General features: G+C 55.1%; 21 protein-coding genes. 18 read left to right on the top strand and 3 right to left on the bottom strand.

What is annotated here, in order from left to right:
* Positions 1 to 63: 63 nt before the first annotated feature.
* Positions 64 to 2,739: a [protein-PII] uridylyltransferase gene (locus tag ACT3RP_RS04315; RefSeq protein WP_441684005.1), complete on the bottom strand. Its 2,676-nt coding sequence runs from the start codon at positions 2,737 to 2,739 to the stop codon at positions 64 to 66.
* The gene (map, locus tag ACT3RP_RS04310; protein ID WP_441684003.1) at positions 2,739 to 3,530 is read right to left on the bottom strand and encodes a type I methionyl aminopeptidase; all 792 of its coding nucleotides are present in this window, start codon (positions 3,528 to 3,530) and stop codon (positions 2,739 to 2,741) included. The genes ACT3RP_RS04315 and map overlap by 1 nt, the downstream gene beginning before the upstream one ends.
* Positions 3,531 to 3,878: 348 nt before the next feature.
* On the opposite strand from map, the gene rpsB reads away from it, so the two are divergent.
* From rpsB to tilS, 18 genes are all read left to right on the top strand, one after another.
* The gene (gene rpsB / locus ACT3RP_RS04305) at positions 3,879 to 4,628 is read left to right on the top strand and encodes a 30S ribosomal protein S2 (RefSeq protein ID WP_235041250.1); all 750 of its coding nucleotides are present in this window, start codon (positions 3,879 to 3,881) and stop codon (positions 4,626 to 4,628) included.
* Positions 4,629 to 4,870: 242 nt separating this feature from the next.
* The gene (gene tsf, locus ACT3RP_RS04300; protein WP_441684001.1) at positions 4,871 to 5,740 is read left to right on the top strand and encodes a translation elongation factor Ts; all 870 of its coding nucleotides are present in this window, start codon (positions 4,871 to 4,873) and stop codon (positions 5,738 to 5,740) included.
* A gap of 149 nt (positions 5,741 to 5,889) precedes the next feature.
* The gene (gene pyrH / locus ACT3RP_RS04295) at positions 5,890 to 6,669 is read left to right on the top strand and encodes a UMP kinase (protein ID WP_096282177.1); all 780 of its coding nucleotides are present in this window, start codon (positions 5,890 to 5,892) and stop codon (positions 6,667 to 6,669) included.
* A gap of 4 nt (positions 6,670 to 6,673) precedes the next feature.
* The gene (gene frr / locus ACT3RP_RS04290; protein ID WP_441683999.1) at positions 6,674 to 7,231 is read left to right on the top strand and encodes a ribosome recycling factor; all 558 of its coding nucleotides are present in this window, start codon (positions 6,674 to 6,676) and stop codon (positions 7,229 to 7,231) included.
* Between the two features lie 92 nt (positions 7,232 to 7,323).
* The gene (uppS, locus tag ACT3RP_RS04285) at positions 7,324 to 8,112 is read left to right on the top strand and encodes a polyprenyl diphosphate synthase (protein WP_441683997.1); all 789 of its coding nucleotides are present in this window, start codon (positions 7,324 to 7,326) and stop codon (positions 8,110 to 8,112) included.
* Positions 8,105 to 8,947 carry a phosphatidate cytidylyltransferase gene (locus ACT3RP_RS04280; RefSeq protein WP_444672173.1) on the top strand — a complete coding sequence of 281 codons (843 nt, stop codon included), beginning with the start codon at positions 8,105 to 8,107 and terminating at the stop codon, positions 8,945 to 8,947. Before uppS ends, ACT3RP_RS04280 begins: the two co-directional genes overlap by 8 nt.
* The gene (gene ispC, locus ACT3RP_RS04275) at positions 8,944 to 10,152 is read left to right on the top strand and encodes a 1-deoxy-D-xylulose-5-phosphate reductoisomerase (RefSeq protein ID WP_444672172.1); all 1,209 of its coding nucleotides are present in this window, start codon (positions 8,944 to 8,946) and stop codon (positions 10,150 to 10,152) included. Before ACT3RP_RS04280 ends, ispC begins: the two co-directional genes overlap by 4 nt.
* A 47-nt stretch (positions 10,153 to 10,199) precedes the next feature.
* Positions 10,200 to 11,558 (top strand): RIP metalloprotease RseP, encoded by a 1,359-nt coding sequence (gene rseP / locus ACT3RP_RS04270; protein ID WP_441683991.1) that lies wholly within the window; start codon positions 10,200 to 10,202, stop codon positions 11,556 to 11,558.
* A gap of 100 nt (positions 11,559 to 11,658) precedes the next feature.
* On the top strand, positions 11,659 to 14,010 hold the full coding sequence (gene bamA / locus ACT3RP_RS04265; protein ID WP_483393327.1) for an outer membrane protein assembly factor BamA: 2,352 nt from the start codon (positions 11,659 to 11,661) through the stop codon (positions 14,008 to 14,010).
* Positions 14,011 to 14,093: 83 nt separating this feature from the next.
* Positions 14,094 to 14,594: an OmpH/Skp family outer membrane protein gene (locus tag ACT3RP_RS04260; protein ID WP_096282170.1), complete on the top strand. Its 501-nt coding sequence runs from the start codon at positions 14,094 to 14,096 to the stop codon at positions 14,592 to 14,594.
* A 53-nt stretch (positions 14,595 to 14,647) separates the two neighbouring features.
* A complete protein-coding gene (gene lpxD, locus ACT3RP_RS04255) occupies positions 14,648 to 15,682 on the top strand; it encodes a UDP-3-O-(3-hydroxymyristoyl)glucosamine N-acyltransferase (RefSeq protein ID WP_441683987.1) in 1,035 nt (344 codons plus the stop codon).
* 151 nt (positions 15,683 to 15,833) lie between these two features.
* The gene (gene fabZ / locus ACT3RP_RS04250) at positions 15,834 to 16,277 is read left to right on the top strand and encodes a 3-hydroxyacyl-ACP dehydratase FabZ (RefSeq protein ID WP_096282168.1); all 444 of its coding nucleotides are present in this window, start codon (positions 15,834 to 15,836) and stop codon (positions 16,275 to 16,277) included.
* A complete protein-coding gene (gene lpxA, locus ACT3RP_RS04245; RefSeq protein WP_444672169.1) occupies positions 16,274 to 17,041 on the top strand; it encodes an acyl-ACP--UDP-N-acetylglucosamine O-acyltransferase in 768 nt (255 codons plus the stop codon). Before fabZ ends, lpxA begins: the two co-directional genes overlap by 4 nt.
* 17 nt (positions 17,042 to 17,058) lie before the next feature.
* The gene (gene lpxB / locus ACT3RP_RS04240; protein WP_444672168.1) at positions 17,059 to 18,231 is read left to right on the top strand and encodes a lipid-A-disaccharide synthase; all 1,173 of its coding nucleotides are present in this window, start codon (positions 17,059 to 17,061) and stop codon (positions 18,229 to 18,231) included.
* The gene (gene rnhB / locus ACT3RP_RS04235; protein ID WP_483393326.1) at positions 18,221 to 18,847 is read left to right on the top strand and encodes a ribonuclease HII; all 627 of its coding nucleotides are present in this window, start codon (positions 18,221 to 18,223) and stop codon (positions 18,845 to 18,847) included. The genes lpxB and rnhB overlap by 11 nt, the downstream gene beginning before the upstream one ends.
* 79 nt (positions 18,848 to 18,926) lie before the next feature.
* A complete protein-coding gene (dnaE, locus tag ACT3RP_RS04230; protein ID WP_483393325.1) occupies positions 18,927 to 22,433 on the top strand; it encodes a DNA polymerase III subunit alpha in 3,507 nt (1,168 codons plus the stop codon).
* 117 nt (positions 22,434 to 22,550) lie between these two features.
* Positions 22,551 to 23,507 (top strand): acetyl-CoA carboxylase carboxyl transferase subunit alpha, encoded by a 957-nt coding sequence (gene accA, locus ACT3RP_RS04225; protein ID WP_441683977.1) that lies wholly within the window; start codon positions 22,551 to 22,553, stop codon positions 23,505 to 23,507.
* Complete coding sequence (gene tilS, locus ACT3RP_RS04220) at positions 23,488 to 24,774, top strand: tRNA lysidine(34) synthetase TilS (protein WP_483393324.1); 1,287 nt, start codon at positions 23,488 to 23,490, stop codon at positions 24,772 to 24,774. The genes accA and tilS overlap by 20 nt, the downstream gene beginning before the upstream one ends.
* Here tilS and ppx read toward each other — a convergent pair.
* Positions 24,749 to 26,299 carry an exopolyphosphatase gene (gene ppx / locus ACT3RP_RS04215; RefSeq protein ID WP_483393323.1) on the bottom strand — a complete coding sequence of 517 codons (1,551 nt, stop codon included), beginning with the start codon at positions 26,297 to 26,299 and terminating at the stop codon, positions 24,749 to 24,751. The two genes, tilS and ppx, sit on opposite strands and share 26 nt — an antisense overlap.
* Positions 26,300 to 26,699: the final 400 nt, after the last annotated feature.

Genomic DNA, 26,699 nt, shown 5'->3' with positions numbered 1-26,699 from the left:
TAGACCGACAATTATAAGCAAGCCCCAGTGTTGGCTCAAACCTTACTGGGCTTGCAGAGCATTCTAAACCCCTAATACTTCTATTAAGCGCTCGCGCAGCTGCTGCTGGCGCTCGGGGTCAGTAAGCGGCTCACCTGCTTTGGTGGTAATGAAAAATACGTCTTCTACGCGCTCGCCTAGCGTGGCAATTTTTGCCGCAGAAAGCGCGATGTCCTGCTCCATAAAAATACGCCCTACTCGGGCCAACAGGCCGGGGCGGTCGGGGGCCGTTAGCTCTAGCAGGGTGCGCTCGTTGGCCGGGTCTTGCTCTATAATGACCTCCGTGGGTACCTTGAAATGCTTGAGCTGACGCGGCGTATGGCGGGTGACAATGTTGGGGTAGTCGTCAGGGTCATCGAGCTCTTCGACTAAATGCTGGCGCATCTCTTCGATGTACGCAGGATCGCGGATTGGCTGGCTGTGGCTATCGAGGACGATAAAGGTATTTAGCGTCCAATCGTTGTGGGAAGTGGCGATGCGCGCATCGTGAATCGAAAGCCCCAACTGCTCCATGGCGGCCGCGGTGGCGGCGAATAAATCATCCACCGAGCGGGTGTGGATAAACACCTTGGTGCCGCCTTCGGCCATGTCTGCTGTGGGCGCGCTAATCAGTACCAGCGGTAGCGGTGACTGGTTGTGATTGAGGATGCCCTGGGTTTGCCAGACAATTTCACTCGGCGCGTACTGCAGAAAGTAGTCTTCCCCAAGCGAGTCCCAAAGCTGGTCAATTTGCCCACGATTGACGCCAATGGTTTGTAGCAGCGAACGCGCTTCTGTTTTCGTCTCGCGTACCCAGTCGTCACGGTCCGGTGGATTGTTCAGGCCGCGGCGCAGGGCGCGCTTGGTTTCGGCGTGAAGTTGGCGCAGCAGCGATGCACGCCAGCCGTTCCACAGCGTAGGGTTAGTGGCATTGATGTCGGCGACGGTGAGCACATACAGATAATCTAGGCGGGTCTCATTGCGCACTATTAAAGCGAAATCGCGAATCACGTCAGGATCGGTAATGTCGCGCTTTTGTGCCGTCATCGACATCAGCAGGTGGTGCTCGACAAGCCAGCTAACAAGGTTGGTGTCATGCAGCGATACGTGATGCTTTTGGCAAAACTGCTCCACGTCGCGAGCGCCGATTTCCGAGTGATCGCCGCCGCGCCCCTTGCCGATATCGTGGAACAGGCCGGCAATCCACAGTAGCTCCAGCTTTGGCAGCTGAGGTATTAGCGCAGCCGCTACCGGGAAGTCGTCCTTGGCGTCCGATTTGCGGAAGCCGTGCAGAAACTTAAGCAGCCGCAGCGTGTGGGCATCGACGGTATAGATATGAAACAGATCGTGCTGCATGAGACCTACCGCGCGGCCAAATTCAGGCAGATACTTGCCTAAAATGCCGTAGCGGTTCATGCGGCGCAGCTGGCGCGGTACGTTGCCAGGGGCGCGCATGATGGCCATGAATAGCCGCTGATGGCGAGGCTCGTCACGATAGTGGTCGTCAATTTGATGGCGGTGATCGCGAATCAACCGGATCGTATCTGCGCGAACCCCTTCAATTTCAGGGTGCTGGGCCATGAGAAGAAACAGTTCCAGCATGGCCGCGGGTTGCTCGCGAAACAAGGTGCGTGAGCGCGCTTGAATGTAGCCGCCTTTGGTCTCAAAGCGCTCGTTGAGCTTGACGGTTTCTAGGGCCTCTTTGCCACGCAGAATGACCTCGTCAAAATGCTGTAGCAGCATGTCGTTAAGGCCTGCGAGCGCGGTGACATGCCGGTAGTAGCGTTTCATGAATTGCTCAACCGCCAGGCGTTCCGGCGTATCGCGAAAGCCAAACATGTCGGCAATAGTGCGCTGGTGGTCAAACAGCAGGCGGTCTTCAGCGCGGTCGGTGAGCATATGCAGGGCATAGCGTACCTGCCATAAAAACGCCTGGCCCTGGCTGAGAATGCGCAGCTCGGCATCATTCATAAACCCTTTGGCCACGATGTCCGTGTACTGCTCAGTATCAAAATGGCGTTTAGCGACCCAGCCGATCATTTGGATATCGCGCAGACCGCCTGGGGAGCTTTTAAGGTTGGGCTCCAAGTGGTATTCAGAGTTGTTGTAGCGGTAGTGGCGAGATATTTGTTCCTGCCATTTGGCCTCGAAAAAATGATCGGCGGGCCAAATGTTGCTGGCGCTTAAGCGCTGCTGCATGGCGACACGCAGGCTTTCGGGGCCTGCGATTAGGCGCGATTCGAGCAGGTTAGTAATGACCGTCACATCGGCTTTTGCTTCTCGCTCGCAGTCGTTGAGTGAGCGCACGCTATGGCCAATTTCAAGGCCGATATCCCACAAGAAAGTGATAAACGCGGTGAGCGGCTCGCGGTAAGCGGTGTCATCGTCCTGTGCCAGCAGCAGGAGCAGATCGATATCCGAGTGAGGGTGTAGCTCACCCCGGCCGTAGCCACCTACCGCGACCAGCGCGATACCGTCATCGGGCCACGTTTGCAGTGCCCAGGCGATTGCCAGCAGTTGGTCTAGGTACCAGGCGCGGCCGCGCACCAGGTTGCGAATATCCGCACCGGCACGGAACTGGTCATCTAGGCGCGCCTGTAGCTCGCGCAGGGCCGCCTTAAACGGGGCAATCGGTGAGCGCGAACCTGCAAGCTCCGCGCGAAAGGCGTGCAGGTCGTAAAGCGAGGTGTCCGGTTCAAACCGGTAGTGGTGTAGAAGCATCAGTTGGGCAAAAAGCTGAAGTCTTCTTCGCTACGTGCAGTCAGCACTTCAACGCCAGACTCAGTGACCAGCAGCGTATGTTCCCACTGGGCAGAAAGGCTGCGGTCTTTGGTGACAGCCGTCCAGCCATCGCGCAATACTTTGGTTTTGTAACCGCCAACGTTGATCATCGGTTCGATCGTGAAGCACATGCCCGCCGCGAGTTTGATGTCGGCATCCGGCGCGTAGCCATCGTAGTGTAAAAACTGTGGCTCTTCGTGAAACTCGGCACCCAGCCCGTGGCCGCAGAAATCGCGGACGACCGAATAGCCGTTTTCTTCAGCGTGCTTTTGAATCACCCGCGCGAGTTCAGAAAGGCGCACGCCGGGTTTTACTAATTCGATGCTTTTATACAGGCACTCTTGAGTGATGCGACTTAGTCGCTCGCCCTGAATGTTCTCACCGATAATGAACATAACGCTGGAGTCACCGTGATAACCCGCAGGGGTCTTAACGGTGATATCCAGGTTCATGATGTCGCCTTTTTTCAGCGTCTTGGCATCGTCGGGAATGCCGTGGCACACCACGTGATTCAGCGAGGTGCAGGTTGCCTTGGGAAAGCCATGGTAGTTCAGCGGCGCAGGGATTGAGCCTAGTTCGTTAACAATGTATGCGTGGCAAAGGCGGTCGATTTCGCCGGTGCTGATGCCGGCCTGCACATGCGGGGTGATCATTTCGATGACGCTGACCGCTTGGCGTCCGGCTTCGCGCATGTGTTCGATTTCAGAAGGCGTTTTGATAGGAACGTTCATGAATACTCGATTTGAATGTAAAAGGGGCAAAGAAGATGGCGCAATTTAAAACCGTCAAACGGGGCGCGACTTCATCTTGGCGATGATCTATGGTATAAAGCCGCGCGCTTTCCTGCAATCGTGATTCCGAGCTTCTTTATTGGCTGGGTGCACACTGAAGGGCGGGGCAATGAATATGCAGTGTGCCACGAAGCGGCGCGTTGCTTGCTTAATCACTAAAAACGTCAAGCCTTAAAAACACACATGCACCGGCACATGGTCCCGGGTGCCGCTGGCAGCGTCTAACGCAGTCAACGGTCGGATCCATGGGGTGCGTGGAGGCCTAACCCGAGTTTGAGGAGTTTTACCATGTCTCACGTCAATATGCGTGACCTGCTTAAAGCAGGCGCTCACTTCGGTCACCAGACCAAGTACTGGAACCCGAAGATGAGCAAGTTTATCTTCGGCGCGCGCAACAAGATTCACATCATCAACCTTGAGCACACTCTGCCGGCACTGAATGAAGCGGTCGATGTGGTTGAGAAGATGGCGGCATCCAACAACAAAATTTTGTTTGTTGGCACCAAGCGCAGCGCTAGCAAGGTAATTAAAGAAGAAGCCAACCGTAGCGGACAGCCGTTCGTCAACCATCGCTGGTTGGGCGGCATGCTGACCAACTTCAAGACCATTCGCCAGTCGATTAAGCGTCTGCGTGAACTTGAAGCAATGCGTGAAGACGGTACGTTCGAGAAGCTGACCAAGAAAGAAGTCTTGATGGCGACTCGCGAGCAAGAAAAACTTGAGCGTTCTATCGGCGGCATCAAGAACATGGGCGGCCTTCCGGACGCGCTGTTCGTCATCGACGTTGACCATGAGCGTATTGCGATCAACGAAGCCAACAAGCTTGGCATCCCGGTCATCGGCGTGGTGGATACTAACTCCAACCCCGATGGCGTTGATTACGTGATCCCAGGCAACGATGACTCTATCCGCGCTATCCAGATCTACGTTAAAGCGATTGCGGATGCGTGTGGTCGTGCCAAAGAAAGCAATGCTCAAGAGTTTGTTGAAGTGACCGAAGAGGCCGCTGCAGCTGAAGACAACACGGCTGCTGAGTAATAGCTGCTGTGGATGCGGTGATTTATGCCGCATCGTGATGAAGGGGGCTATGCCCCCTTTGTCGCGCTACAGATGAATAATCTGGGCGAGTCGCATTTGCCAGCTCATCGAAGCAGGCCCCGTAACGCAAAGTGATACATGATGGTCATCTATTCTGACTATACTCGCCTGTGTTGCGTCTAACTCTCATAGCACTATTTTCAAGTGCTACTTCAATAGCACTATTTCAGAGGTGAATTCTCATGGCAGCTATTAGCGCCTCTCAGGTCAAGGAACTTCGCGAACGTACCGGTCTCGGCATGATGGAGTGTAAAAAAGCACTCACCGAAACCGATGGCGATATCGACGTTGCAATCGAAAACCTGCGCAAAAATTCAGGCCTTAAAGCCGCGAAGAAAGCCGACCGTATCGCCGCAGAAGGTGTGGTAGTTACGCGCGTAGCGGAAGACGGTAGCTACGGCGTAATGGTCGAAATCAACTCCGAGACCGACTTTGTTGCGCGTGATGACAACTTCATTTCGTTTGCTGACAAAATCGTTGGTGGTTTCTTCGCCGCTAAAAACGAAGATGTCGCTGCTGTAATGGCGGGCGATCTGGAAACTGCACGTGAGCAGTTGGTTCAGAAAATTGGCGAGAATATCGGCGTACGTCGTGCCGTCGTTGTTAACGCTGTAGAAGGTGGCCTGGTTGGCGAATACGTCCACGGTGGCCGCATTGGCGTTCTGACTGTGTTGACTGGCGGTACCGCGGCCGTCGCGAAAGATGTTGCGATGCACGTGGCTGCTATCAACCCTGCGGTTGCGCTTCCTGCTGACATGCCCCAAGAACAGCTTGATCAAGAAAAAGCTATTATCTTGGCACAGCCGGATATGGCCGGTAAGCCGGAGCAGATCGCTGAGAAAATGGTGCAGGGTCGCTTGAAAAAGTACCTGGCCGAAAACAGCCTGACTGAGCAGCCGTTTGTTAAAGATCCTAACCAGACAGTCGCTGAGTTCGTTAAAGCAGCGGGTGGCGAAGTCGTTAGCTTCACGCGCTTTGAAGTAGGCGAAGGTATCGAGAAAGAAGAAGTCGATTTTGCTAAAGAAGTTATGGAACAGGCTGGCCGTCGCTAGGGTCAGAGGTTTCAAGAAGAAGATGGCGTGCGCGCGAGCGCACGCCTTTGCGTATCCGGCCCTTGTAATTGGTTCCTGTGCAACGGATGGTTGTACAAATCAGGGCTGCCCCGCCTGCTTGTGTTCAGGCCTGCCTCAGGAGAGATGCCATGTCACGTGATGTTCAAGAGCCGACCCCTTACGTCGCACCCAGCAAAGGCAACGCTGAGAGTTCGAAGTCAAAATACAAACGTATTTTGCTCAAGCTTTCGGGCGAAGCGCTGATGGGTGAACACGATTTTGGTATTGACCCTAAGGTGCTTGACCGCCTAGCGCTGGAAATCGGTCAGCTGGTGGGTATTGGTGTGCAAGTGGGTATCGTGATTGGCGGCGGAAACTTGTTCCGCGGCGCCGCGCTCAGTGAGGCCGGTATGGATCGTGTGACTGGCGACCATATGGGGATGCTGGCCACCGTCATGAATGCGCTGGCCATGCGTGATGCACTCGAACGTTCCAATATTCGTTCGCGCGTTATGTCGGCTATCCCGATGAGCGGTGTGGTTGAGCACTACGATCGGCGCACTGCCATTCGCTACTTAACCTCCGGCGACGTTGTGCTTTTCTCGGCGGGAACGGGTAACCCCTTCTTTACGACTGATTCAGCTGCCTGTTTGCGCGGCATTGAAGTGGATGCTGACGTGGTGATCAAGGCGACCAAAGTTGATGGCGTCTACAATAAAGATCCGGTAAAACACCCGGATGCTGTTAAGTATGACCAGCTTTCTTACGACGACGCCCTAGATCAAAAGCTGGGCGTTATGGATTTGACCGCTATCTGCCTGGTACGTGACCATAATATGCCGGTGCGGGTGTTTGATATGAATAAGCCTGGTGCCCTGCTGAATATGGTGGTGGGGGGCAAGGAAGGCACGCTGATATATAGAGGGTAATGACGTGATCAACGATATTAAGAAAGATGCCGAATCGCGCATGAAGAAAAGCGTTGAGGCGCTGAATAGTAACTTCAATAAAATTCGTACCGGGCGCGCTCATCCGAGCATTCTGGACGCGGTCACCGTTGATTATTACGGTAGCCAGGTGCCGCTCACCCAAGTAGCCTCTGTGAACGTTGAAGATGCTCGTACGCTGAGCATTGCACCGTGGGAACAGGGCATGATTCAGAAGATCGAAAAAGCCATCATGACGTCTGACCTTGGCCTTAATCCGGCCAGCGCGGGTAACGTCATTCGTGTTCCGATGCCGATGCTGACCGAAGAAACCCGCAAGGTTTACATTAAACAGGCGCGCAGCGAAGCAGAGAATGCCCGTGTTGCCGTGCGCAACGTGCGTCGTGATGCCAACGGTGACTTTAAGTCGCTGTTAAAAGAAAAAGACATTACCGAAGACGATCAGCGTCAAGGTGAAGATGAGGTTCAGAAATTGACCGACAAATATATCGCTGAAGTCGATAAAGCGTTGGCCGCAAAAGAACAGGATCTTATGCAGGTATAATTCTGTGTTTTATTCAATGACGGGCAGCGTTAGCTGCCCGTTTGTCGACGCTCTGGCGGGTGTTTTATGACTGAACTTTGGCGCGAGAACCCATGACGTCACCGCAGTTTCCCAAAAAACAACCGGACGATGCCAGCGTTCTTTCCCTGGATGGGGAGGCTATGCCGTCCCATGTTGCCATCATTATGGATGGTAATAACCGCTGGGCGCGCGCGCGCGGGCTTTCTGGCGTGCGTGGGCACCGCGCAGGCGTTGAAGCGGTTCGTGCGGTGATTCAGCGGGCCGCTGAGCGTGAGGTGAAAACGCTTAGTCTGTTCGCGTTCTCCAGCGAAAATTGGAAACGTCCAGCAGCAGAGGTTAACGCGCTGATGGAGCTATTTTTAATGGCGCTTAAGCGTGAAGTCAAAAAACTCAATGAGCGCAATGTCCGGCTGTCGATTATTGGCGAGGAGCGTGGTTTTTCTCATGCTATCCAAAAGCATATTCAGCGTGCTGAGGCGCTAACGGCGCACAACACTGGTATGCATTTAGTTATTGCCGCCAACTATGGTGGGCAGTGGGAGATCGCTCGCGCGGCCCGTGCTTTAGCTGAGCAGGTCGCCGCCGGTGACTTAGCACCTTCCGCCATTGATGAAGATTGCTTCGATGCAGCGATGGGGAGCGAGCGAGTGCCGCCGGTCGACCTGTGCATACGGACGAGCGGAGAGCAGCGGCTATCAAATTTCATGCTTTGGCAGCTCGCTTACGCTGAGCTGCACTTTTCACCTCTGTTATGGCCTGATTTCGGCGCAGACGCTTTTGATTTGGCGTTAAACGACTTCTGTCAGCGTCGTCGTCGCTTTGGTATGACAGACGAACAAATTGAGGCGCAAGGTGCTTAAACAGCGGATTATCACCGCAGCTTGGTTAGCGCCTCTTACGCTAATCGGCCTGTTCGGATTACAAGGCGGTGCATTTGCGCTGTTTACAGCCTTGATAGTTCTGCTTGGCGCTTGGGAGTGGACCAATTTAGCCGGCGTTACTCGCCAGCGTGCCCGCTTACAGCTGGTAGCCGCTCTAGCCTTACTGATGGCGGGTATGTGGCTTAGTGGCGCGGTATTTGCCGTTTGGCCGCTATGGCTAGCCGCAGTGGGCTGGTTAGTAAACCTTTACTGGGTCGTGCGCTACCCGGCAGCGGGGGCGCAGTGGCAAGCCACAGGGCGCCGCTTAGCAATGGGTTTATGGGTGCTACTACCGTGTTGGGTGGGCTTTAACGTGCTGCGTGATAGCGGCGCGATTTGGCTATTGTTCGTGATGCTGCTTGTCTGGACCGCCGATATCGGTGCTTATTTTGCCGGCCGTCGATGGGGTAAGCGCAAGCTTGCTCCCCGCGTTAGCCCCGGTAAATCCTGGGAAGGCGTTATTGGAGGGCTGGTGGCAACCTCGCTACTGGCACTAGCGTTTGCCATTTGGCAACCGCTGGGCGTCGCGGGAGGATTAGCGTTGATCATAATCACCGCTCTGGTCACTCTGATTTCCGTGCTTGGTGATTTGTTAGAAAGTATGTTGAAGCGATATCGCAATATCAAGGATTCCAGCCAGCTGCTGCCTGGTCACGGCGGAGTTTTAGACCGTATTGACAGCCTGACAGCCGCCATCCCGCTGTTTGCGCTGCTGTATCTCGAGGTCTTGGTCGCAAGGTTTGCCCCAATGCTGGTCCAAGGGCTGCCGCTATGATTCAGTCAGCTAAGCCATCATCGTTGCAGCGAGTTACGGTGCTAGGATCGACGGGCTCTGTGGGGACTAGCACGCTGGACGTGATTGCCCGCCATCCCGAGCGCTATGCAGTTCACGCGCTAACTGCGCACACGTCAAAGGAGGCGTTGCTAGCCCAGTGTTTGGTGCATCGACCCGCGGTCGCCGTGCTAGATAGCGACGCTGATGCCGCGTGGCTACGCCGTGAACTTAAGCAAGCTGGGCAGCAGGTCGATGTCAATGCCGGCCCGCAGGCGCTATGTGACGTTGCTCGAGATGCCAGTGTCGACTGTGTTATGGCCGCGATTGTGGGCGCCGCAGGATTGCTGCCAGCACTGGCGGCGGCGGAGGCGGGTAAGCGAGTGCTGCTGGCCAATAAAGAGGCACTGGTCATGAGTGGCGCGCTGTTTATGGAGGCTGTTTCCCGCTCGGGCGCAACGTTATTGCCAATTGATTCCGAACATAATGCCATCTATCAGTGTCTACCCGTGGAGCACCGCGGTGGGTTGGCACAACACGGCATTACCCAGCTTATGTTGACGGCCTCTGGGGGGCCGTTTCGCACCTGGCGTCAGGCCGAGATCAATAGCGCAACGCCAGAGCAGGCCTGTGCCCATCCTAATTGGTCGATGGGGCGCAAGATTTCAGTCGACAGCGCAACGTTGATGAATAAAGGGTTAGAGCTTATTGAAGCCTGCTGGTTATTTGATGCAACGCCTGAGCAAATCCAGGTGGTGGTTCACCCGCAAAGCGTGATTCACTCCATGGTGGCGTATCATGACGGGTCAGTGATTGCCCAGCTGGGTAATCCAGATATGCGCACGCCTATTGCCTACGGGCTTGCTTGGCCTGAGCGTATTAACGCTGGAGTGGGAACTCTTGATCTTTTTCAGGTGGCACGGCTCGATTTTGAAGCCCCTGACGAAGCGCGTTTTCCCTGTTTAGGTCTTGCTCGCGCAGCGATGCAGCAAGGCGGCTTGGCGCCGGCCGTATTAAATGCAGCGAATGAAATAGCGGTTGAAGCATTTTTGCAGCGTCGGCTGGGCTTCTCTGCGATTGGGCAGCTGGTAGAAGAAATTCTTTCACGCCCCTCTGAAGGTCGCGTTGACAGTGTGGAAAGCGTACTGGCAGCCGACCAGTGGGCGCGACATCAGGCGATTGAGCTGGTAACAAGGTGGTCCGCTTAAGCATCCGCTGAGCTGGTCGTTAAGAGCGGGGCGTAAAGGAGTGTAGTGTGGGCCTGATACAAAATATTTTAGCGGTCATTGTGGTGCTGGGCCTGTTAGTGACTTTTCACGAGTTTGGCCATTTTTGGGTGGCGCGTCGTTGCGGCGTCAAAGTGCTGCGCTTTTCGGTAGGTTTTGGTAAGCCTTTGTGGTCCCGGGTTGATCGTCAAGGCACCGAGTACGCCATCGCGGCGATTCCGCTCGGCGGCTATGTCAAAATGCTTGATGAGCGCGAAGCGCCGGTTCCAGAAGATCAACTAGACCAGGCGTTTAACCGCAAGACAGTTTGGCAACGCATTGCTATTGTGGCAGCGGGGCCGATCGCTAATTTTTTGCTAGCGATCGTTGTGTACTGGGGGCTATTTGTGGCCGGTACCACGGTCGTCGCGCCCATGGTGGGAAGCGTTATTCCGAATTCCCCTGCCGAGCAGGCGGGGCTTGAGCGGGGCTATGAAATTGTCGCTGTTCAGGGCGATGAAATGCGCTCCTGGGAAGATGTTAATCTAAAGCTAGTGTCTATCATTGGCTTTAACGGCGAGCTGAGTATTGAGGCACGGCCCGAAGGGGCGAGCGATTCACAGCGCTATATGCTGCCGGTGGTAGATTATTTGGTGCGTCAGGACCCACCGCAGCCGTTGGAAACGCTGGGTATCACGCCGTGGCAGCCAGCGTTTCCGGCTATTTTAGGCCAAGTAGTGAGTGGCGAGGCCGCCGAGCAGGCGGGCCTTATGGCTGGCGATACCATGGTAGCGATTAATGGCGAGCCGGTGGATGATTGGATGCACTTCGTCAATATCGTGCGGGGCAGCCCTGGTGAAACGCTGCACCTCACCTACGAGCGAGACGGCGAACGGTCGAATATAGATTTAACCCCAGGGCGTAACAGCTTAGATACGGGGGTTGAAATTGGTTATATCGGTGCCGGCGCGCAGCAGGTTGAATGGCCTGCAAAGTTCCAGCGTGAAATTCGCTATGGCCCTATTGAAGCGGTTGGACAGGCGCTTTCGCGCACCGGAGAAATGACGCTATTAACCGTAGATGCCATACGGAAGATGTTGGTTGGGCTCATTTCTCCCTCCAACTTATCCGGGCCGATTACCATCGCGCAGGTGTCTGGAGATTCAGCGCGTGCGGGGATAGAAGCGTTTGTTGGCTTTCTAGCGTATCTTTCTATCAGTCTTGGGGTGCTTAATTTACTACCAATCCCCGTGCTTGATGGTGGCCATTTGCTTTATTATTTCATGGAGGTCGTGCGTGGACGGCCAGTATCTGAAAGAACACAAGCCGTAGGATTGCGCATTGGGCTTGCCATGGTTGGCACCCTAATGTTGATGGCCCTCTATTTTGATCTGATGCGCCTGTGGTAATGACGCGTGTAGCGCGCAGGATGCCTTGTCATCTGCCTGCACAAATGTATATGGTGCCTGTCTGGAATGATGGGCAGACCAACGCGAGCGAATTGACTGCATGAAAATCAAGACCCTTGGAATGGCGGCACTTTTGCTGGCAGGCGCCAGCGGCGCCCAAGCACAATCCTTTGATGTTTCAGACATTCGAGTGGAAGGACTACAGCGGGTATCTGCCGCCTCGGTCTTCAATGCATTCCCCGTTAGTGCCAACGAGCGCGTCAGCGAGGCCCAGTTGGCTGACGCTGCTCGTGATTTGTTTGCAACGGGACTTTTTGACGATGTCTCTTTGGCCCGTGAGGGGGATGTGCTCGTTATTCAGGTCGTTGAGCGCCCGACCATTGCACGGCTACAGATCAACGGCAACGATCAGATATCTGAAGATGATCTGCGTAATGGCTTACGCCAATCGGGCCTTTCTGAGGGGCAGGTGCTGGAGCTTTCAACGCTAGAAGAAATTCAGCGCGAGCTGGAAGGCGTTTATCAGTCTCAGGGTCGCTACAGCGCCAGCATTGATACCGAAGTTGAAGAAATTGATGAAGGCCGCGTTCAGGTCAATATCAACATCAATGAAGGCGAAATTGCTAAAATTAGCCAGATCAATATTATTGGTAATGAAGCCTTTGATGACGAAACGCTGCGCCAAGTATTTGAGCTAAACGATCGGCCAGGGCGGTTTTTTGGCTGGTTCTCTAGCGATGAGTACTCCCGCGAAGCACTGTCGGGCGATATTGAACGACTGCGTTCTTACTATCTGGATCGCGGCTATGTCAACTTTGACGTTACCTCGACTCAGGTGTCGATTGGTCCCGAAAAATCGGAGATTTTCATCACGTTAAACGTTGATGAAGGTCAACAGTATCGCGTTGGCAATATTCGTTTTGCGGGTGATTTACAGATCAGTGAAAACGAGGCCCGCCAGCTGCTCACCGTTAACGAAGGTGAGATATTCTCGCGTGGCGATGTCAATGCCTCCACTGAAGCCCTGCGCCAGCGGCTGGGTGCTGAAGGTTTTGCCTTTGCTGATATTCAGGGCGTACCTGAAATGTCGGACGACGGCGAGACGGTCGATTTGGTCATCGCCGTTAATTCTGGTGAGCGTGCCTATGTACGCCGCATTGAGTTCTTCGGTAATACCACCACTCAAGATGAAGTGCTGCGTCGCGAGATGATTCAGCTAGAAGGCGCGCCTGCTTCGACGGATGCCATCACTCAATCGCGTCAGCGTCTAGAGCGACTGGGTTTCTTTAGCCAAGTAGAAGTGGATACGCAGCCAGTCCCTGGCGAGCCGGACCTGCTGGATGTTACCTATAACGTTGAAGAGCAGCCTTCCGGTTCGGTGTCGGCGAGCGTTGGCTTTTCTCAAAGTGCCGGCGTTATCTACGGCGTAGGCCTATCGCAGAACAACTTCCTTGGCACGGGTAATCGGGTCAACGTAGGGGCTCAGCGCAGCGATACCTTTACCAGCGTCAACTTTGGTTTCACCGACCCCTATTGGACGCTCGATGGGATTTCTCGCGGCTACAATGTTTTCTACCGCGAAACTGACTACGCCGATTCCGATATTTCTACGTTCTCGACGGATGCCTACGGTGCCGGTATTAACTTCGGTTACCCTGTCAGCGAGCTATCGCGGCTTAACTTTGGCGCCAGTGTTGAAGATCTAACGGTCAAAACTTACTTTGATACGGCCTCTGAAATTCGCCGCTATGTTGAAGACCAGGGTGAAAACGCGCAAAGCCTTAAGTTAACGGCCAGCTGGACACGTAACAACCTTAACCGCGGTATCATGCCGACGAATGGTAACTACCAGCGTCTTTCAGTAGAAACCGGTGTACCGGGCAGCGATGCGGAATACTATAAACTGCGTGCGCGAGCCCAGCAGCTTTTCCCGCTCAACGCTGATGAATCTTTCGCGTTCAAATTTACCGGTAATGTCGGCTATGCCGACACGTTAGGCGGCAACGATCCGTTCCCCTTCTATGAAAACTTCTATGCCGGTGGCCTAGGCTCGGTGCGTGGTTTTACCTCTAATACGCTAGGCCAACGCACGACGCCATCTTCTGAAGGCGGCCGTAATCGTACGTTGGGCGGTAATGTTTCAATCGAAGGCAGCGCCGAGATCATTTTCCCGCTGCCCTTTGTTGAAGATCAGCGCGCACTGCAAACATCGCTGTTCTTAGATGGTGGTAATACCTTCCTGAGTTCTTGCTACGATGTGCTGGATGAAGATGCCGGTCGTCAGCAGTGTAACTCGGGCGTTGATTTAGGTGACCTGCGCTACAGCACAGGTATTGGCCTTTCTTGGCTGACACCGGTAGGCCCGCTAACGTTTAGTGTTGCTCGGCCATTGAATGATGAGAGCGGTGACGATACGCAGTTCTTCCAGTTCTCATTGGGACAAACGTTCTAAGAGCTCTAAGAGGCAGCCGCTCTAATTTTGCTAGGTCGCGTGCCATGATGGCGCGCACTAGCGTGACCTAAGGAGTTAACACAATGCGTAAACTGACAGCGGTTGTATGCTTGTTGGGCGCGATGATTTTACCTGCTCATGCGGCGGAAGTGGCCGTGCTTGATTGGCGAGCAGCGTTGATGAATACCCAGTCTGCTCAAGCGTCCCTGAGCAGTCTGGAAGGTCAAATCGGCAGCCAGCAGCGGGAGGCGCAGTCTCTTGGCAACGAGCTCCAGCAGCTCCAGCAGCGCTTGCAAAACGAAGGTGAAACAATGGGGCAGTCCCAGCGTGAGTCGCTGATAGGCGAATTGCAGCAAAAGGGCAGTCGTTTTGAGCAGCTTCGTCAAGAAGTGATGCAGGCGCAGCAGCGTTCTGAGCAGCAGTTTTTAGAAAGCGCTGAATCCAAGCTAGAGCAAGCCGTAGAGCAAGTGCTGGAACGTCACGGCATAGACGTGCTGGTTGAGCCACAAGGCGTATTGCACTCTGGTGTGGACCTGCCTAATCTGACCGACGAAGTCACTCAGATTTTTGATGGCTTGAACTAAATTTAAACGATGTTTGGTGTGGCCTGGCCACACCAAAGCTTCTCTGGGTTCCCATGACGCACGCTTCTCATCACCTTACTCTTGCAGACATTGCTCGCCACTTAGGCGTTGCCTTTAAGGGCAATGCTGAGCAGCCGATACGCGGTCTTGCGACGCTAAAAGAAGCGCAGCCAGATCAAGTGGCTTTTTTGGCGAACCGTGCCTATTTGAAAGATTTGGCGACGACCCAGGCGGCGGCAGTGTTACTGCACCCCGAGCATGGCAAAGATTGCCCTGTGCCGCGTCTGGAAATTGATAACCCGTATTTAGGCTATGCCAAGCTCTCTCAGCTGTTTGATCCGTTGCCAGCGCGTGACGTGATTGGCATTCACCCGACGGCGGTGGTGGCCGATGACGTGCAGCTAGGTGTCGATGTGTCTATCCAGGCGCACGCAGTCGTAGAAGCAGGAGTGGTGCTTGGCAACCGTGTCGTTATTGGTGCCGGTAGTATGGTCGGGGCCGATAGCCAGCTCGGCGAAGGTACGCGCCTGCACGCCAACGTTACCGTCTGTCATAGCGTCGTTATTGGCAAGAACGTGATCCTGCAAAGTGGCTGTGTCATTGGCGGCGATGGGTTTGGCTTTGCTCACGATGGTGGCGGCTGGCATAAAATTGTTCAGCTGGGTGGCGTTGTGCTGGGTGATGATGTGGAAGTCGGCAGTTGCTCGAGTATTGATCGTGGCGCGCTGGGTGATACGGTGATTGGCAATGACGTTAAAATCGATAGTCAGGTGCAAATTGCCCATAACGTTATTATTGGCGACCACAGTGCATTGGCGGGCTGTGTAGGTATTGCGGGCTCCACCAAAGTCGGCAAGCACTGCATGTTGGGCGGAGGCGTCGGGCTATCTGGCCACTTGACCATTTGTGATGGCGTTCAGGTGACAGGAATGAGCCTGGTCACGAACTCTATTCATGAACCCGGAGTCTACTCTTCGGGAACTGGTGCCATGGCCAATAACCAGTGGCGGAAAAACGCGGTGCGCTTTAAGCAGCTCGATGATATCGCCAAGCGTTTAGCGCGGTTGGAAAAAAAGCAGCGAGATTAACAAGTGCTGAATGATTTTATCCGCCGTTAGCTTGAGGCTAGGCAGCAGCGGGGTATAATCCACAGCCTTTTCACCAGCAGGCGTGCTGGTATTTACCTGATTCCCCCTACGGTGTTCATCAGGTTTTTTTGTCATTTTAGAGGTCGCTACGATGGTTATGGATATCAATGAAATTCGCGAATACTTGCCTCACCGCTATCCGTTTTTGCTGGTGGATCGAGTAACGGAATTGACCATCGGTGAGTCCATCGTTGCGTACAAGAACGTTAGTATCAATGAGCCGTTTTTCAACGGACATTTTCCGCACCATCCGATTATGCCCGGCGTGCTTGTTATCGAAGCGCTGGCCCAGGTGTGTGGCATTCTTGGCTTTAAAACGGTTAATAAACTACCGGCCGATGGCTACGTCTATTATCTAGTAGGTAGCGATAAAGTGCGCTTCAAACGCCCGGTTATGCCCGGCGACAAGCTCACGTTAGAAGCTAACGTTATCAAAGGTAAACGCGGTATCTGGAAATTCGCCTGTCGCGCTTCTGTTGATGGCGAGCTAGCCTGCGAAGCGGAAATTATTTGTGCCGAGAGGAAGGTTGCTTGATACATCCTACTGCCTTGGTCGACCCAGCGGCGCGTCTAGCCGATGACGTTGAGGTGGGTCCTTTTAGTGTTATTGGGCCAGACGTCACTATCGGCGCAGGCTCTGTCATTGGCCCTCATGTGGTGGTTAAAGGCCCCACTACTCTGGGCGAGCGTACGCGTATCTTTCAGTTCGCCTCTGTAGGCGAAGACTGCCAGGATAAAAAATACGCAGGCGAGCCAACGCGCCTGGTGATGGGCGACGATAACGTAATTCGCGAAGGCGCCACGCTGCATCGCGGTACGGTTCAGGATCGCAGTGAAACCACGATTGGTTCGCGCAATTTATTTATGGCCTATGTGCACGTTGGGCATGATTGCGTTATTGGTAACGACTGCATCTTGGCTAATCAGGTCACCTTGGCTGGCCATGTCACCGTCGGCGACCACGTCATCCTAGGTGGCTTGTCGGCAGTACATCAGTTCTGCCACTTTGGCGATTATGCCATGGCGGGCGGTGGCTCGATTATTACCAAAGACACGCCCGCGTATATCATGATTAATGGTAATCCTGCTGAAGCACGCGGCCTTAATTTAGTAGGTTTGAAGCGTCGAGGCTTTAGTCGCGAAGCGATTAACGCACTTACTGCAGCCTACAAAATGGTGTATCGCCAGGGCTTGACGACAGAGCAAGCGCTTGCCGAGATGCGCCGCCGTTTTGATTTGCCTGAGGTCGAGCATTTTGCCGCCTCTATTGAGCGCTCGACACGCGGCATTACCCGCTAGCCCATGCGAGTTATTTTATGACCCTGCAACGCGTTTATCTCGTGGCCGGGGAGCTCTCCGGCGATATTCTGGGCGCAGGGTTGATGCGCGAGCTGAAAGCGCGTCATCCGGGCGTTGAGTTTCGTGGTATCGGCGGGCCTCGCATGCAGGCTGAGGGTATGGAAAGTCGTTTTCCATTAGAAACCCTGTCAGTCATGGGGCTGGTTGAAGTGCTCAAGCATCTGCCTGAGCTGATTCGTGTGCGGCGTACCTTAAAAACAGAAGCGCTGGCCTGGCAGCCGGATATTATGCTGGGCATCGACGCACCTGATTTCAATTTGGGGCTAGAAAGACAGCTCCGCGAGGCGGGTATTACGACCGCCCATTACGTTAGCCCCTCCGTTTGGGCGTGGCGTCAGGGCAGAGTGAAAGGCATCGCCAAATCAGTCGATGGCATGCTAACTCTGCTGCCCTTTGAAGCTGCTTTTTATCGTGCCCATCGAGTCCCCGTCGTGTTTGTTGGCCACCCGCTGGCCGACGAGCTACCGCTTGAAAATGATCGTGATGCTACGCGACATGCACTCCACTTGCCTGCTGATGCGCCGGTGCTGGCTCTGCTGCCGGGATCGCGGGCTAACGAAGTGCGTTTTTTAGGCGCTACTTTTTTGGCCGCTGCCGAGCAGCTTTGTCAGCGTCATCCCGCGCTGTACGTTGTTATTCCCGCCGCTACGCCTGATCGACGTCGTGAAATAAGCGCACTACTTGCCGGCTATCCGCTGCTCGCGGAACGCACTAGCCTGCTAGAGGGGCAAGCCCGCGAAGCCATGGTGGCAAGCGATATTGTTTTGCTCGCCTCCGGTACGGCGGCGCTTGAAGCGATGCTCTGCCACCGAGCGATGCTGGTCGCTTACAAAATGGCGCCGGTGACTCACTGGCTGGCGAAGCGGCTGGTGAAAACTCAGTGGGTGTCGCTGCCGAATCTGATTGCGCAAGAAACGCTGGTGCCTGAGCTGATTCAGGAGGCCGCCTCGCCTGAGGCGATTGCTGACCAGCTCAGTGCTATGTTGACCGATGAACCGGGCCGTTACGCGCTTGAAACGCGCTTTGCCGAGATACACGCTACGCTGCAGCGCAACGCTAGCCGGCGCGCGGCGCAAGCGCTCGGCGCATTGGCAGCAGGGCAGCCATGGGAAGAGGCTTATGACGATTAACTACGCCGACTATCCGCCTTTAGAGATTGCCTATAGCGGCCAGCGGCTTGCCGGGGTCGATGAAGTGGGACGCGGACCACTGATCGGCAGCGTAGTGGCCGCTGCGGTCATTCTGGATCCTGCCCATCCGATTGAAGGTCTGACTGACTCGAAAAAATTAAGCGCGCGTCGGCGTGAAGCGCTGGATGAGCAGATTCGCGCGCGGGCAATAGCGTTTGCGGTAGCAGAGGCCAGTGCCGCCGAAGTGGACGCGCTAAATATTTATCACGCCACTCACTTAGCTATGCGCCGAGCCATTGATGCGCTGGCGCCTTCGGCGGAGTATCTGCTCATCGATGGTAACAAGCTGCCCGGTCACCGGTTGCCCGGACAAGCTGTGGTAAAAGGCGATGCCCGCCATGCGGCTATCGCCGCGGCATCGATTTTGGCTAAAGTGGCGCGCGATGCACAGATGGTGACGCTGGATATGCGCTATCCTGAATATGGGTTTGCCCGTCACAAAGGCTACCCCACAAAAGAGCACCTAGCGGCACTGTCTGCGCATGGGCCTTTACCCGAACATCGACGCAGCTTTGCGCCTGTTCAGCGTCAGCTATCAGCGATCAACATACCCTAGCGCTGCTTTAAGCCAATGTCTTTATTTGCCGAGAATGTTATGAATTTGTTGAGGGTATTATGACGTTAGCGAGAGTCTCATGACGGTACCGTTTGTCCATCTGCGTTTGCACAGTGAGTACTCCCTGGTTGACGGCTTGGTTAAGCTTAAATCGCTGGTCAGTACCACCGCTGAACGGGCGATGCCGGCGCTGGCCTTGACCGACGAAACCAATTTATTTGGTCTGGTAAAGTTCTATAAAGCGGCCCAGGGCGCGGGATTAAAGCCCGTGATTGGCAGCGATTTATGGCTCCAGAACCCGCACGACGAATCGCATCCTTACCGTATAACGCTGCTGGCGATGAATGACGTTGGCTATCGTAATCTCACCGAACTGATCTCTAAGGGCTGGACTCACGGCCAGCGCCAGGGGCGCGCCATTCTCGACAGACAGTGGGTGATGGAGCAGAGCGAGGGGTTGATTGCGCTCTCCGGCGCTCGCGATGGCGAAATTGGTCGCCACCTGCTATCTGATCACGAGCAGGATGCGCGAGCGCTGTTGAAAGAATGGCAGGCAGCCTTTCCGGAGCGTTTTTATCTGGAGCTAGTGCGCACCGGGCGCCCCTTAGAAGAGGCCTGTGTTCACGCAAGCGTCAAGTTAGCCATCGAGACTGGTACGCCGGTAGTCGCTACCAATGACGTGCGTTTTTTGGCTCGCGAGGATTACTGGGCCCATGAAACCCGGGTGGCGATTGGCGAAGGCAAAGCGTTGGACGACCCGCGCCGCGAGCGTCGTTATACCGAAGAGCAGTACCTAAAAAGCCCCGATGAGATGGCGTCGCTGTTCTCTGATATACCCGAAGCGCTAGAAAATAGCGTGATGATTGCCCAGCGCTGCAGCGTCAATGTGCGCCTTGGCGAGATTTTCCTGCCTGAGTTCGAAATTCCCGAGGGCATGACGCAGGACGAATTTTTTCGCAAGGTTTCCCACGATGGCCTGACGGATCGCTTGGATTTCTTATTTCCCGCTGAGCGCTATCCTCGCGAGAGTGACGAATACAAAGCGATCGAGCAGCGCTATCGCGATCGGCTTGAATTTGAGCTGAACGTTATTATTCAGATGGGCTTTCCCGGCTACTTCCTGATCGTTATGGATTTTATCCAGTGGGCGAAGGATAACAGTGTGCCGGTAGGGCCAGGGCGTGGCTCGGGTGCAGGTTCGTTGGTAGCCTACGCGCAAAAAATTACCGATTTAGATCCGATTGGCTACGACCTGCTGTTCGAGCGCTTTTTGAATCCTGAGCGTGTTTCCATGCCCGACTTTGACGTCGATTTCTGCATGGAAAAACGCGACAAAGTCATTGAGTACGTGGCCGAGCGCTACGGGCGTAACGCAGTCTCGCAGATTGTTACTTTCGGCACCATGGCGGCGAAGGCCGTGGTGCGCGATGTTGCTCGCGCTCAGGGCCGACCTTATTCGCTGGGCGACAAGCTCTCTAAGCTGATCCCTTTTGAAGTTGGTATGACGCTGTCCAAAGCGATTGAGCAAGAGCCAGCGCTTAAAGAGTTTATCGGCAACGACGAAGAGGCCGAAGAAATCTGGGAGATGGCGCTCAAGCTAGAGGGCACCACGCGGGGTACCGGCAAACACGCGGGTGGCGTAGTAATCGCGCCGACCAAACTCACCGATTTCTCACCGCTGCTGTGCGATGAAGACGGCTCAGGCCTCGTCGTCCAGTTCGATAAAAACGATATCGAAGAAGCGGGCCTGGTCAAATTCGATTTCTTGGGTCTGCGTACGCTGACGATTATCGACTGGGCGCTGGAGATGGTCGATAAGGTGCGTAGCGTTAACGGTCAGGGGGCGCTGAATATCGACAGCATTCCGCTGGACGATGCGCCGACCTTTGAAATGCTAAAGCGCGCCGAAACCACCGCGGTGTTCCAGCTTGAATCGCGTGGCATGAAGGAGCTGATTAAGCGCCTGCTGCCCGACTCACTAGACGATATGATTGCCCTGGTGGCCCTGTTCCGTCCTGGGCCTCTCCAGTCGGGCATGGTCGACGATTTTATCAACCGTAAGCACGGCCGGGCCGAAGTTTCTTATCCGCACCCGGATTACCAGCATGAACTGCTTAAGCCGGTGCTGGCACCTACCTACGGTATTATTCTTTACCAAGAGCAGGTCATGCAGATCGCTCAGGTCATGGCAGGCTACAGCCTTGGCCAGGCCGATATGCTGCGCCGCGCCATGGGTAAGAAAAAACCCGAAGAAATGGCTAAGCAGCGCGACGGCTTTATGGATGGCTGTGCCGCCAACGGTATCGATAAGAATCTGGCCGGTAATATCTTTGACTTAGTAGAAAAATTCGCCGGCTACGGCTTTAACAAGTCGCACTCGGCTGCCTACGCGCTGGTGTCTTATCAAACCGCTTGGCTGAAAGCCCATTATCCGGGTCCCTTTATGGCGGCCGTCATGTCCACCGAAATGGACAACCTGGATAAAGTGGTGCCGCTGATTGAAGAGTGTCGCAATCTTAAGCTCACGGTGACGCCCCCAGACGTCAACGTGGGGGGCTACAAATTCACGGTGGATACGGACGCGCGCGTTGTTTATGGCCTGGGCGCGATCCGAGGTGTGGGCGAAGGGCCTATTGGTGCCATTGTTGATGCCCGCAAGGCAGACGGCCCGTTTAAGGATATCTTCGACTTTTGCCGGCGTATGGATCCTAAACGGATGAATAAGCGCACCCTGGAGGCGCTGATTCGCTCCGGTGCACTCGATACGATAGGTCCTAATCGTGCGGTGCTGTTCGCAGCGATGGAAGACGCGCTAAAAGCCGCTGCGCAGAATCATACTAATCAGAATCTGGGCATGCTGGACATGTTTGGCGATGCGTTCGCTGAAACTGACGACAGCGATAGCAACGTTTACGCCGAGTATCTCAGCGCCCGGGAGTGGACCGATCGTGAGCGGTTGTCGGGGGAGAAAGATACCCTAGGGCTTTACCTAACCGGTCACCCGATTGATGAGTACGAGCGTGAGTTAAAGCGCTTTGTTTCCACTCGCATCAGCGATTTAAAACCTTCTCGCGATCCTCAGCGTGTGGCAGGGCTGGTGGTTGGCGTGCGCACGATGAAGTCCAAGCGTGGTGATACCATGGCGTTTATCACCTTGGATGACCGCACCGGACGCATTGAGGCCTCGTTGTTTGGTGAGGTGTTCGAGCAGTTGCGCGGCCAGATTGAGTCCGATCAGGTGTTAATTGTTGAAGGTGAAGTCTCCAGCGACGAATTTTCTGGCGGTTTGCGCCTGCGCGGTAAAGACGTCACGCCCATGGTGACGGCGCGGATTCGCTATGGTCAGGCGGTTGAGCTTGCCCTAGACGCTGAGCAAATCAACGGCCGTTTAGTTGAGAGCCTGCGTGATAGCCTTACGCCATACCGCGATGAAGCGGGGCTGCCCGTGCGGCTGCAGTACCGCCATCCAGCAGCAGTGGCTTGGCTTGAGCTTGGCGATGAGTGGAAAGTTGCGCCTAGCGATGATTTATTACTAGCGCTGCGAGATGTACAGGGCCAGGCGGGCGTCCAGCTTCGCTACCGCTAACCAAGCGGCAAAGAAGCCTTCACCTTGCGTGGCAGAATCAGGGTGCGATAATGCTCTTATTCTCTCATTATTTATCAATGCTTATTTTGATCAGGCTTCTTTTTACAGGTAGCGCCGATGAATCCTAATTATCTCGATTTCGAACAGCCCATTGCCGAGCTTCAGGCAAAAATTGAAGAGCTGCGTTTAGTCGGCTCCAGCAGCCAAGTGAATCTCTCCGATGAGATTGCTCGCCTGGAAGAAAAAAGTCGCAAGCTGACGGAATCTATCTTCAAGGATTTAACTCCCTGGCAGGTTTCTCAGCTATCGCGTCACCCGCAGCGTCCCTATACGCTCGACTATCTTGAGCATGTTTTTACTGACTTTGATGAGCTGCATGGCGATCGTAACTTCGCCGACGATGCCGCTCTTGTTGGTGGGGTTGCGCGGTTGAACGATGCGCCGGTGATGGTGATTGGCCATCAAAAAGGCCGTGACGTGAAAGAGAAAGTGCGCCGCAATTTCGGTATGCCGCGTCCAGAAGGCTATCGCAAAGCGTGCCGCTTGATGGAGATGGCCGAACGTTTCAAAATGCCGATTCTGACCTTTATCGATACGCCCGGCGCTTATCCCGGCATTGATGCCGAAGAGCGCGGTCAGTCAGAAGCAATTGCCTACAATTTGGCCGTTATGTCACGGCTGAAAACACCGATTATTTCTACCGTGGTGGGTGAGGGCGGCTCCGGTGGCGCGCTGGCTATTGGCGTCTGCGACGAGCTACAAATGCTGCAGTACTCGACTTACTCGGTTATCTCGCCGGAAGGCTGCGCCTCGATTCTATGGAAGAGCGCGACCAAAGCCTCTGACGCTGCTCAGGCCATGGGTATTACCGCCGAGCGTCTAAAAGAGCTTGGGTTTGTCGATTCATTGATTAAAGAGCCGTTAGGCGGCTCGCATCGGCATCCTCTAACCACCGCTGAGCGTGTTAAAGAGGCGCTGTCTGCGAGCTTAGAGCGTTTGCAGTCGATGGACACCGAGGCGCTGCTGGAGCGCCGCTACAAGCGCTTAATGAGCTATGGCGCCCCAGCCGCTTAGCACACTGCAAAGCCTGCTTAACGACGCCCTGGCGGAAACCCCGCCGGGGCGCTCTGTTTGGGTGGCGCTATCCGGCGGTTTAGATTCGTGCCTGCTGGTGACACTCGCCGCCATGGTAGGCAAGCAGGCTAATCGCTGCGTTCGCGCTATTCATATCAACCACGGCCTTCAGGCGTCTGCCCAGGCCTTTGAGGCGCACTCGCGGGCGCTGTGTGAGCGCTTGAATGTGCCGCTGACGGTGGTCAATGTCACGGTGGCTGTGCAGGGGCAGGGTATCGAAGGCGCTGCACGTAACGCTCGTTACGCCGCGTTTTACGCCACGCTAGCCGCTGGCGATGCGCTATGGCTTGCCCAGCACCAGGATGATCAGGCAGAAACGTTTCTGCTCGCTGCGCTGCGGGGCAGCGGGTTACGTGGCTTGGCGGGCATGCCTTATCGGCGTGAATCTCAGGGTATTACGCTTGTGCGCCCCTGGCTGAGCGCACGTCGAGCCGAGTTGGAAGCCGCGGCGCGTTCACTAGCACTAACGTGGTGTGAAGACCCTACTAATGCTGATATTAGCCTCGACCGTAACCGCCTGCGCCATCGCGTGCTGCCGGAAATCCAGGAGCGCTGGCCAGGAGCCGCGCGTGCGTTAGCGAATAGCGCGGCGCATGCGTATGAGGCGGATACCGTACTGGGTGAGTACGTGGCAGCAGAACTAGCGGGCCTTATGACCAATGATGGCCAGGTGGATGTCGATGCGCTTAATCGATGCTCACGCCCGCGTCAGCGGCTGCTGGTGCGAGCGCTGTGCCAACAGCAAGGCTTGGCGCCGCCGCCGCAAAAACGCTTAGAAAGCCTGTTGGAGCAGCTTACGGCTAAGGCCGATGCAGCGGTCTGCGTTGAGTGGCCGGGTGGTCAGGCACGGCTATGGCGCCACCGACTCTACGTTATGACAAGGCTTGAATCGCTACTGCCGTGGGACGTTTTCTGGGATGGTCAAACGCCGCTCGAAACGCCAGTGGGGCGGTTAGGTTGGCAGGTGACTTGCTCACAACAGCTGCGGGTGGCCTGGCGCAAGGGGGGCGAGGTGATCCAACTGCCCGGGCGTGGTCGGCGCGATTTAAAGCGGTTGCTGCAAGAGGCATCCGTGCCGCCCTGGGAGCGCGAGCGGCTAGTGGTGGTGATGCAGGCAGAGACCTGTATTGGCGTGGTTTCTCCTCCTGGTAGGCTGCTTTGGCAGGCTGAAGGGGTCGAGTTTACTCCTCAGCCTTCACCTGCTTAACCGCAAAATTAAACCCCGCGGCTTGCATAAACATCTGCTCCTGTTCGAGGTCGGTGCTCAGCAGGGTGGGTTCATCGCTTTCCGGCAGTGTAATCGTCAAACTGTCGCTATCGACGTTTAATAGCGGTAGCGCTGGCGTCGCTTCAGGTCGAGAATGATTAAATAAAACCGCCAAGCGCAGCAGCCGAGCGAGCTTTTGAGCGCTCGCCTGCTGTGTTTCTGGCAGCGCTTGCCACTCTTTGAGCGGAAATTTGCGTCGATGGGCGCGCACTAGAAAGGCCAGCTGGCGCTGTTCCGGGCGTGAAAAGCCGGCCAGGTCGGAGTGTTCCAGCAGGTAGGCCCCATGGCGGTGAAATTGGCTATGGGAAATCGCAAGGCCAATTTCATGCACATGGCTTGCCCACTGTAAGTGGCGCGCCTGGGCGGGGCCCAACGACCAGGCATGGCGTACCTGGTTAAATAAACGCTCGGCGGTATCGGCGACATTGGCTCCTTGGCGAGTATCTACATCGTAGATTCGCTTCAGCGATTCCAGGCTTTTCGAGCGTGAATCTTCAGCACTATTGCGTCCCGCCATATCGTAGAGCACGCCTTCGCGCAGGGCGCCGTCCGCAAAACGCATTTGCGTGAGATCGAAGGCTTCAAAAATCGCTCCTAGGATGGCAATCCCCGCAGGGAAGACTTTGGCGCGATCAGCCTTTAGGCCATCGAGTTCGACTTTGTCCAGCTGCTTGCATTTCAGCAGGCGCTCGCGCAGTTTTTTTAACCCGCTGCGCGTAATAACCCCTTCATGAGGCGTATCGCCGTAAGCATGCAGCACGCTAGCGGCAGCTTTGATCGTGCCGCTTGAGCCGACAGGGTCGTCCCAGCCTAAACGCTGATAAGGGCGCTGGATATTAGCGAGTTCTGAGAGGGCGGCGATTTCAGCACGGCGCATGCGTTTTTCGTTTAACTCACCATCGGGGAAAAAGCGTCGAGAAAAGGTCACGCAGCCCATGCGCAGGCTTTCCAATGCTTTGGGTTCAAAGGCTTCGCCAATGATGAACTCGGTGGAGCCGCCGCCGATATCGACAATTAAGCGGCGGCCGTTTTCGGCCAGCGCGTGAGCAGCACCTAGGTAAATGAGGCGGGCTTCTTCGCGACCGGCAATAATCTCGATAGCGTGACCTAGCTGAGCTTCAGCGCGCTCAATAAAGGCTTGGCTGTTACGTGCGTCGCGCAGCGCGTTGGTGCCGACGATGCGTAAGTTGCCATGGGGAATGTCGCTAAGAAACGGCGCGAAGCGGCCCAGGCAGTCCAGCGCACGCTGTATGGCGGCTTCATTGAGCAGCCCATCATCATCTAAACCCGCTGCCAGCTGGACTTTTTCGCCCAGTCGGGCGACGACCTGCAGGCGCTCATGCTGATAGTTGGCCACTAAAAGATGGAAGCTGTTGGAGCCCAGGTCAATCGCGGCAAAGCGCTGTGGCGCAACGCTTTCTGTCTCCGCAGTGGCGGTAGTGGGTGTCGAAAGGTCCTGGGGCATACGCTATCCTTCTTATGGTCTGTGCCAAGGTTGCGGTGAGCTTTATCCATTGTCAATTACCAAAGACTTGCGTTTGTCGCGATGCTTGACTACCATCGAGCTACTGGCTTGATATGACCTAGTTTGTTAGTGTGTCCACAAGCGCGGCGTTATGGTAATAAATCGTTTTACATTCGTCGTTCAAGTACGGCATCTTGGTCGCCCCAGACGCTACTCATGGTTTATCTCGTTAGCGTCAGCCAGATTTCCAAGTCGTCAGATAGCCCACTGGTTTCGCCACTCTCCTGTGCGAACCAGATTAAACAACCGTTAGCACCCTCGAGTTGAGCCTTAATCACACTAACCAATAGTGTCATTAACTGAGCCCAATCAAGTTCCTTTCATTTTCGAGCGCGTGTCT

The sequence above is a fragment of the Halomonas sp. AOP5-B2-8 genome, from assembly GCF_052376475.1.
GTDB lineage: Bacteria > Pseudomonadota > Gammaproteobacteria > Pseudomonadales > Halomonadaceae > Vreelandella > Vreelandella casei.
This window is presented reverse-complemented; position numbering and strand designations above follow the sequence as displayed.

Excerpts from the sequence above, each read along its gene's own strand:
- rnhB (WP_483393326.1), top strand. The coding sequence starts at position 18,221 with ATGACGATTAACTACGCCGACTATCCGCCTTTAGAGATTGCCTATAGC.
- accA (WP_441683977.1), top strand. The coding sequence starts at position 22,551 with ATGAATCCTAATTATCTCGATTTCGAACAGCCCATTGCCGAGCTTCAG.
- fabZ (WP_096282168.1), top strand. The coding sequence starts at position 15,834 with ATGGTTATGGATATCAATGAAATTCGCGAATACTTGCCTCACCGCTAT.
- ispC (WP_444672172.1), top strand. The coding sequence starts at position 8,944 with ATGATTCAGTCAGCTAAGCCATCATCGTTGCAGCGAGTTACGGTGCTA.
- dnaE (WP_483393325.1), top strand. The coding sequence starts at position 18,927 with ATGACGGTACCGTTTGTCCATCTGCGTTTGCACAGTGAGTACTCCCTG.
- ACT3RP_RS04260 (WP_096282170.1), top strand. The coding sequence starts at position 14,094 with ATGCGTAAACTGACAGCGGTTGTATGCTTGTTGGGCGCGATGATTTTA.
- lpxB (WP_444672168.1), top strand. The coding sequence starts at position 17,059 with ATGACCCTGCAACGCGTTTATCTCGTGGCCGGGGAGCTCTCCGGCGAT.
- pyrH (WP_096282177.1), top strand. The coding sequence starts at position 5,890 with ATGTCACGTGATGTTCAAGAGCCGACCCCTTACGTCGCACCCAGCAAA.
- ppx (WP_483393323.1), bottom strand. The coding sequence starts at position 26,299 with ATGCCCCAGGACCTTTCGACACCCACTACCGCCACTGCGGAGACAGAA.
- bamA (WP_483393327.1), top strand. The coding sequence starts at position 11,659 with ATGAAAATCAAGACCCTTGGAATGGCGGCACTTTTGCTGGCAGGCGCC.
- tilS (WP_483393324.1), top strand. The coding sequence starts at position 23,488 with ATGGCGCCCCAGCCGCTTAGCACACTGCAAAGCCTGCTTAACGACGCC.
- tsf (WP_441684001.1), top strand. The coding sequence starts at position 4,871 with ATGGCAGCTATTAGCGCCTCTCAGGTCAAGGAACTTCGCGAACGTACC.
- lpxD (WP_441683987.1), top strand. The coding sequence starts at position 14,648 with ATGACGCACGCTTCTCATCACCTTACTCTTGCAGACATTGCTCGCCAC.
- rpsB (WP_235041250.1), top strand. The coding sequence starts at position 3,879 with ATGTCTCACGTCAATATGCGTGACCTGCTTAAAGCAGGCGCTCACTTC.
- map (WP_441684003.1), bottom strand. The coding sequence starts at position 3,530 with ATGAACGTTCCTATCAAAACGCCTTCTGAAATCGAACACATGCGCGAA.
- ACT3RP_RS04315 (WP_441684005.1), bottom strand. The coding sequence starts at position 2,739 with ATGCTTCTACACCACTACCGGTTTGAACCGGACACCTCGCTTTACGAC.
- uppS (WP_441683997.1), top strand. The coding sequence starts at position 7,324 with ATGACGTCACCGCAGTTTCCCAAAAAACAACCGGACGATGCCAGCGTT.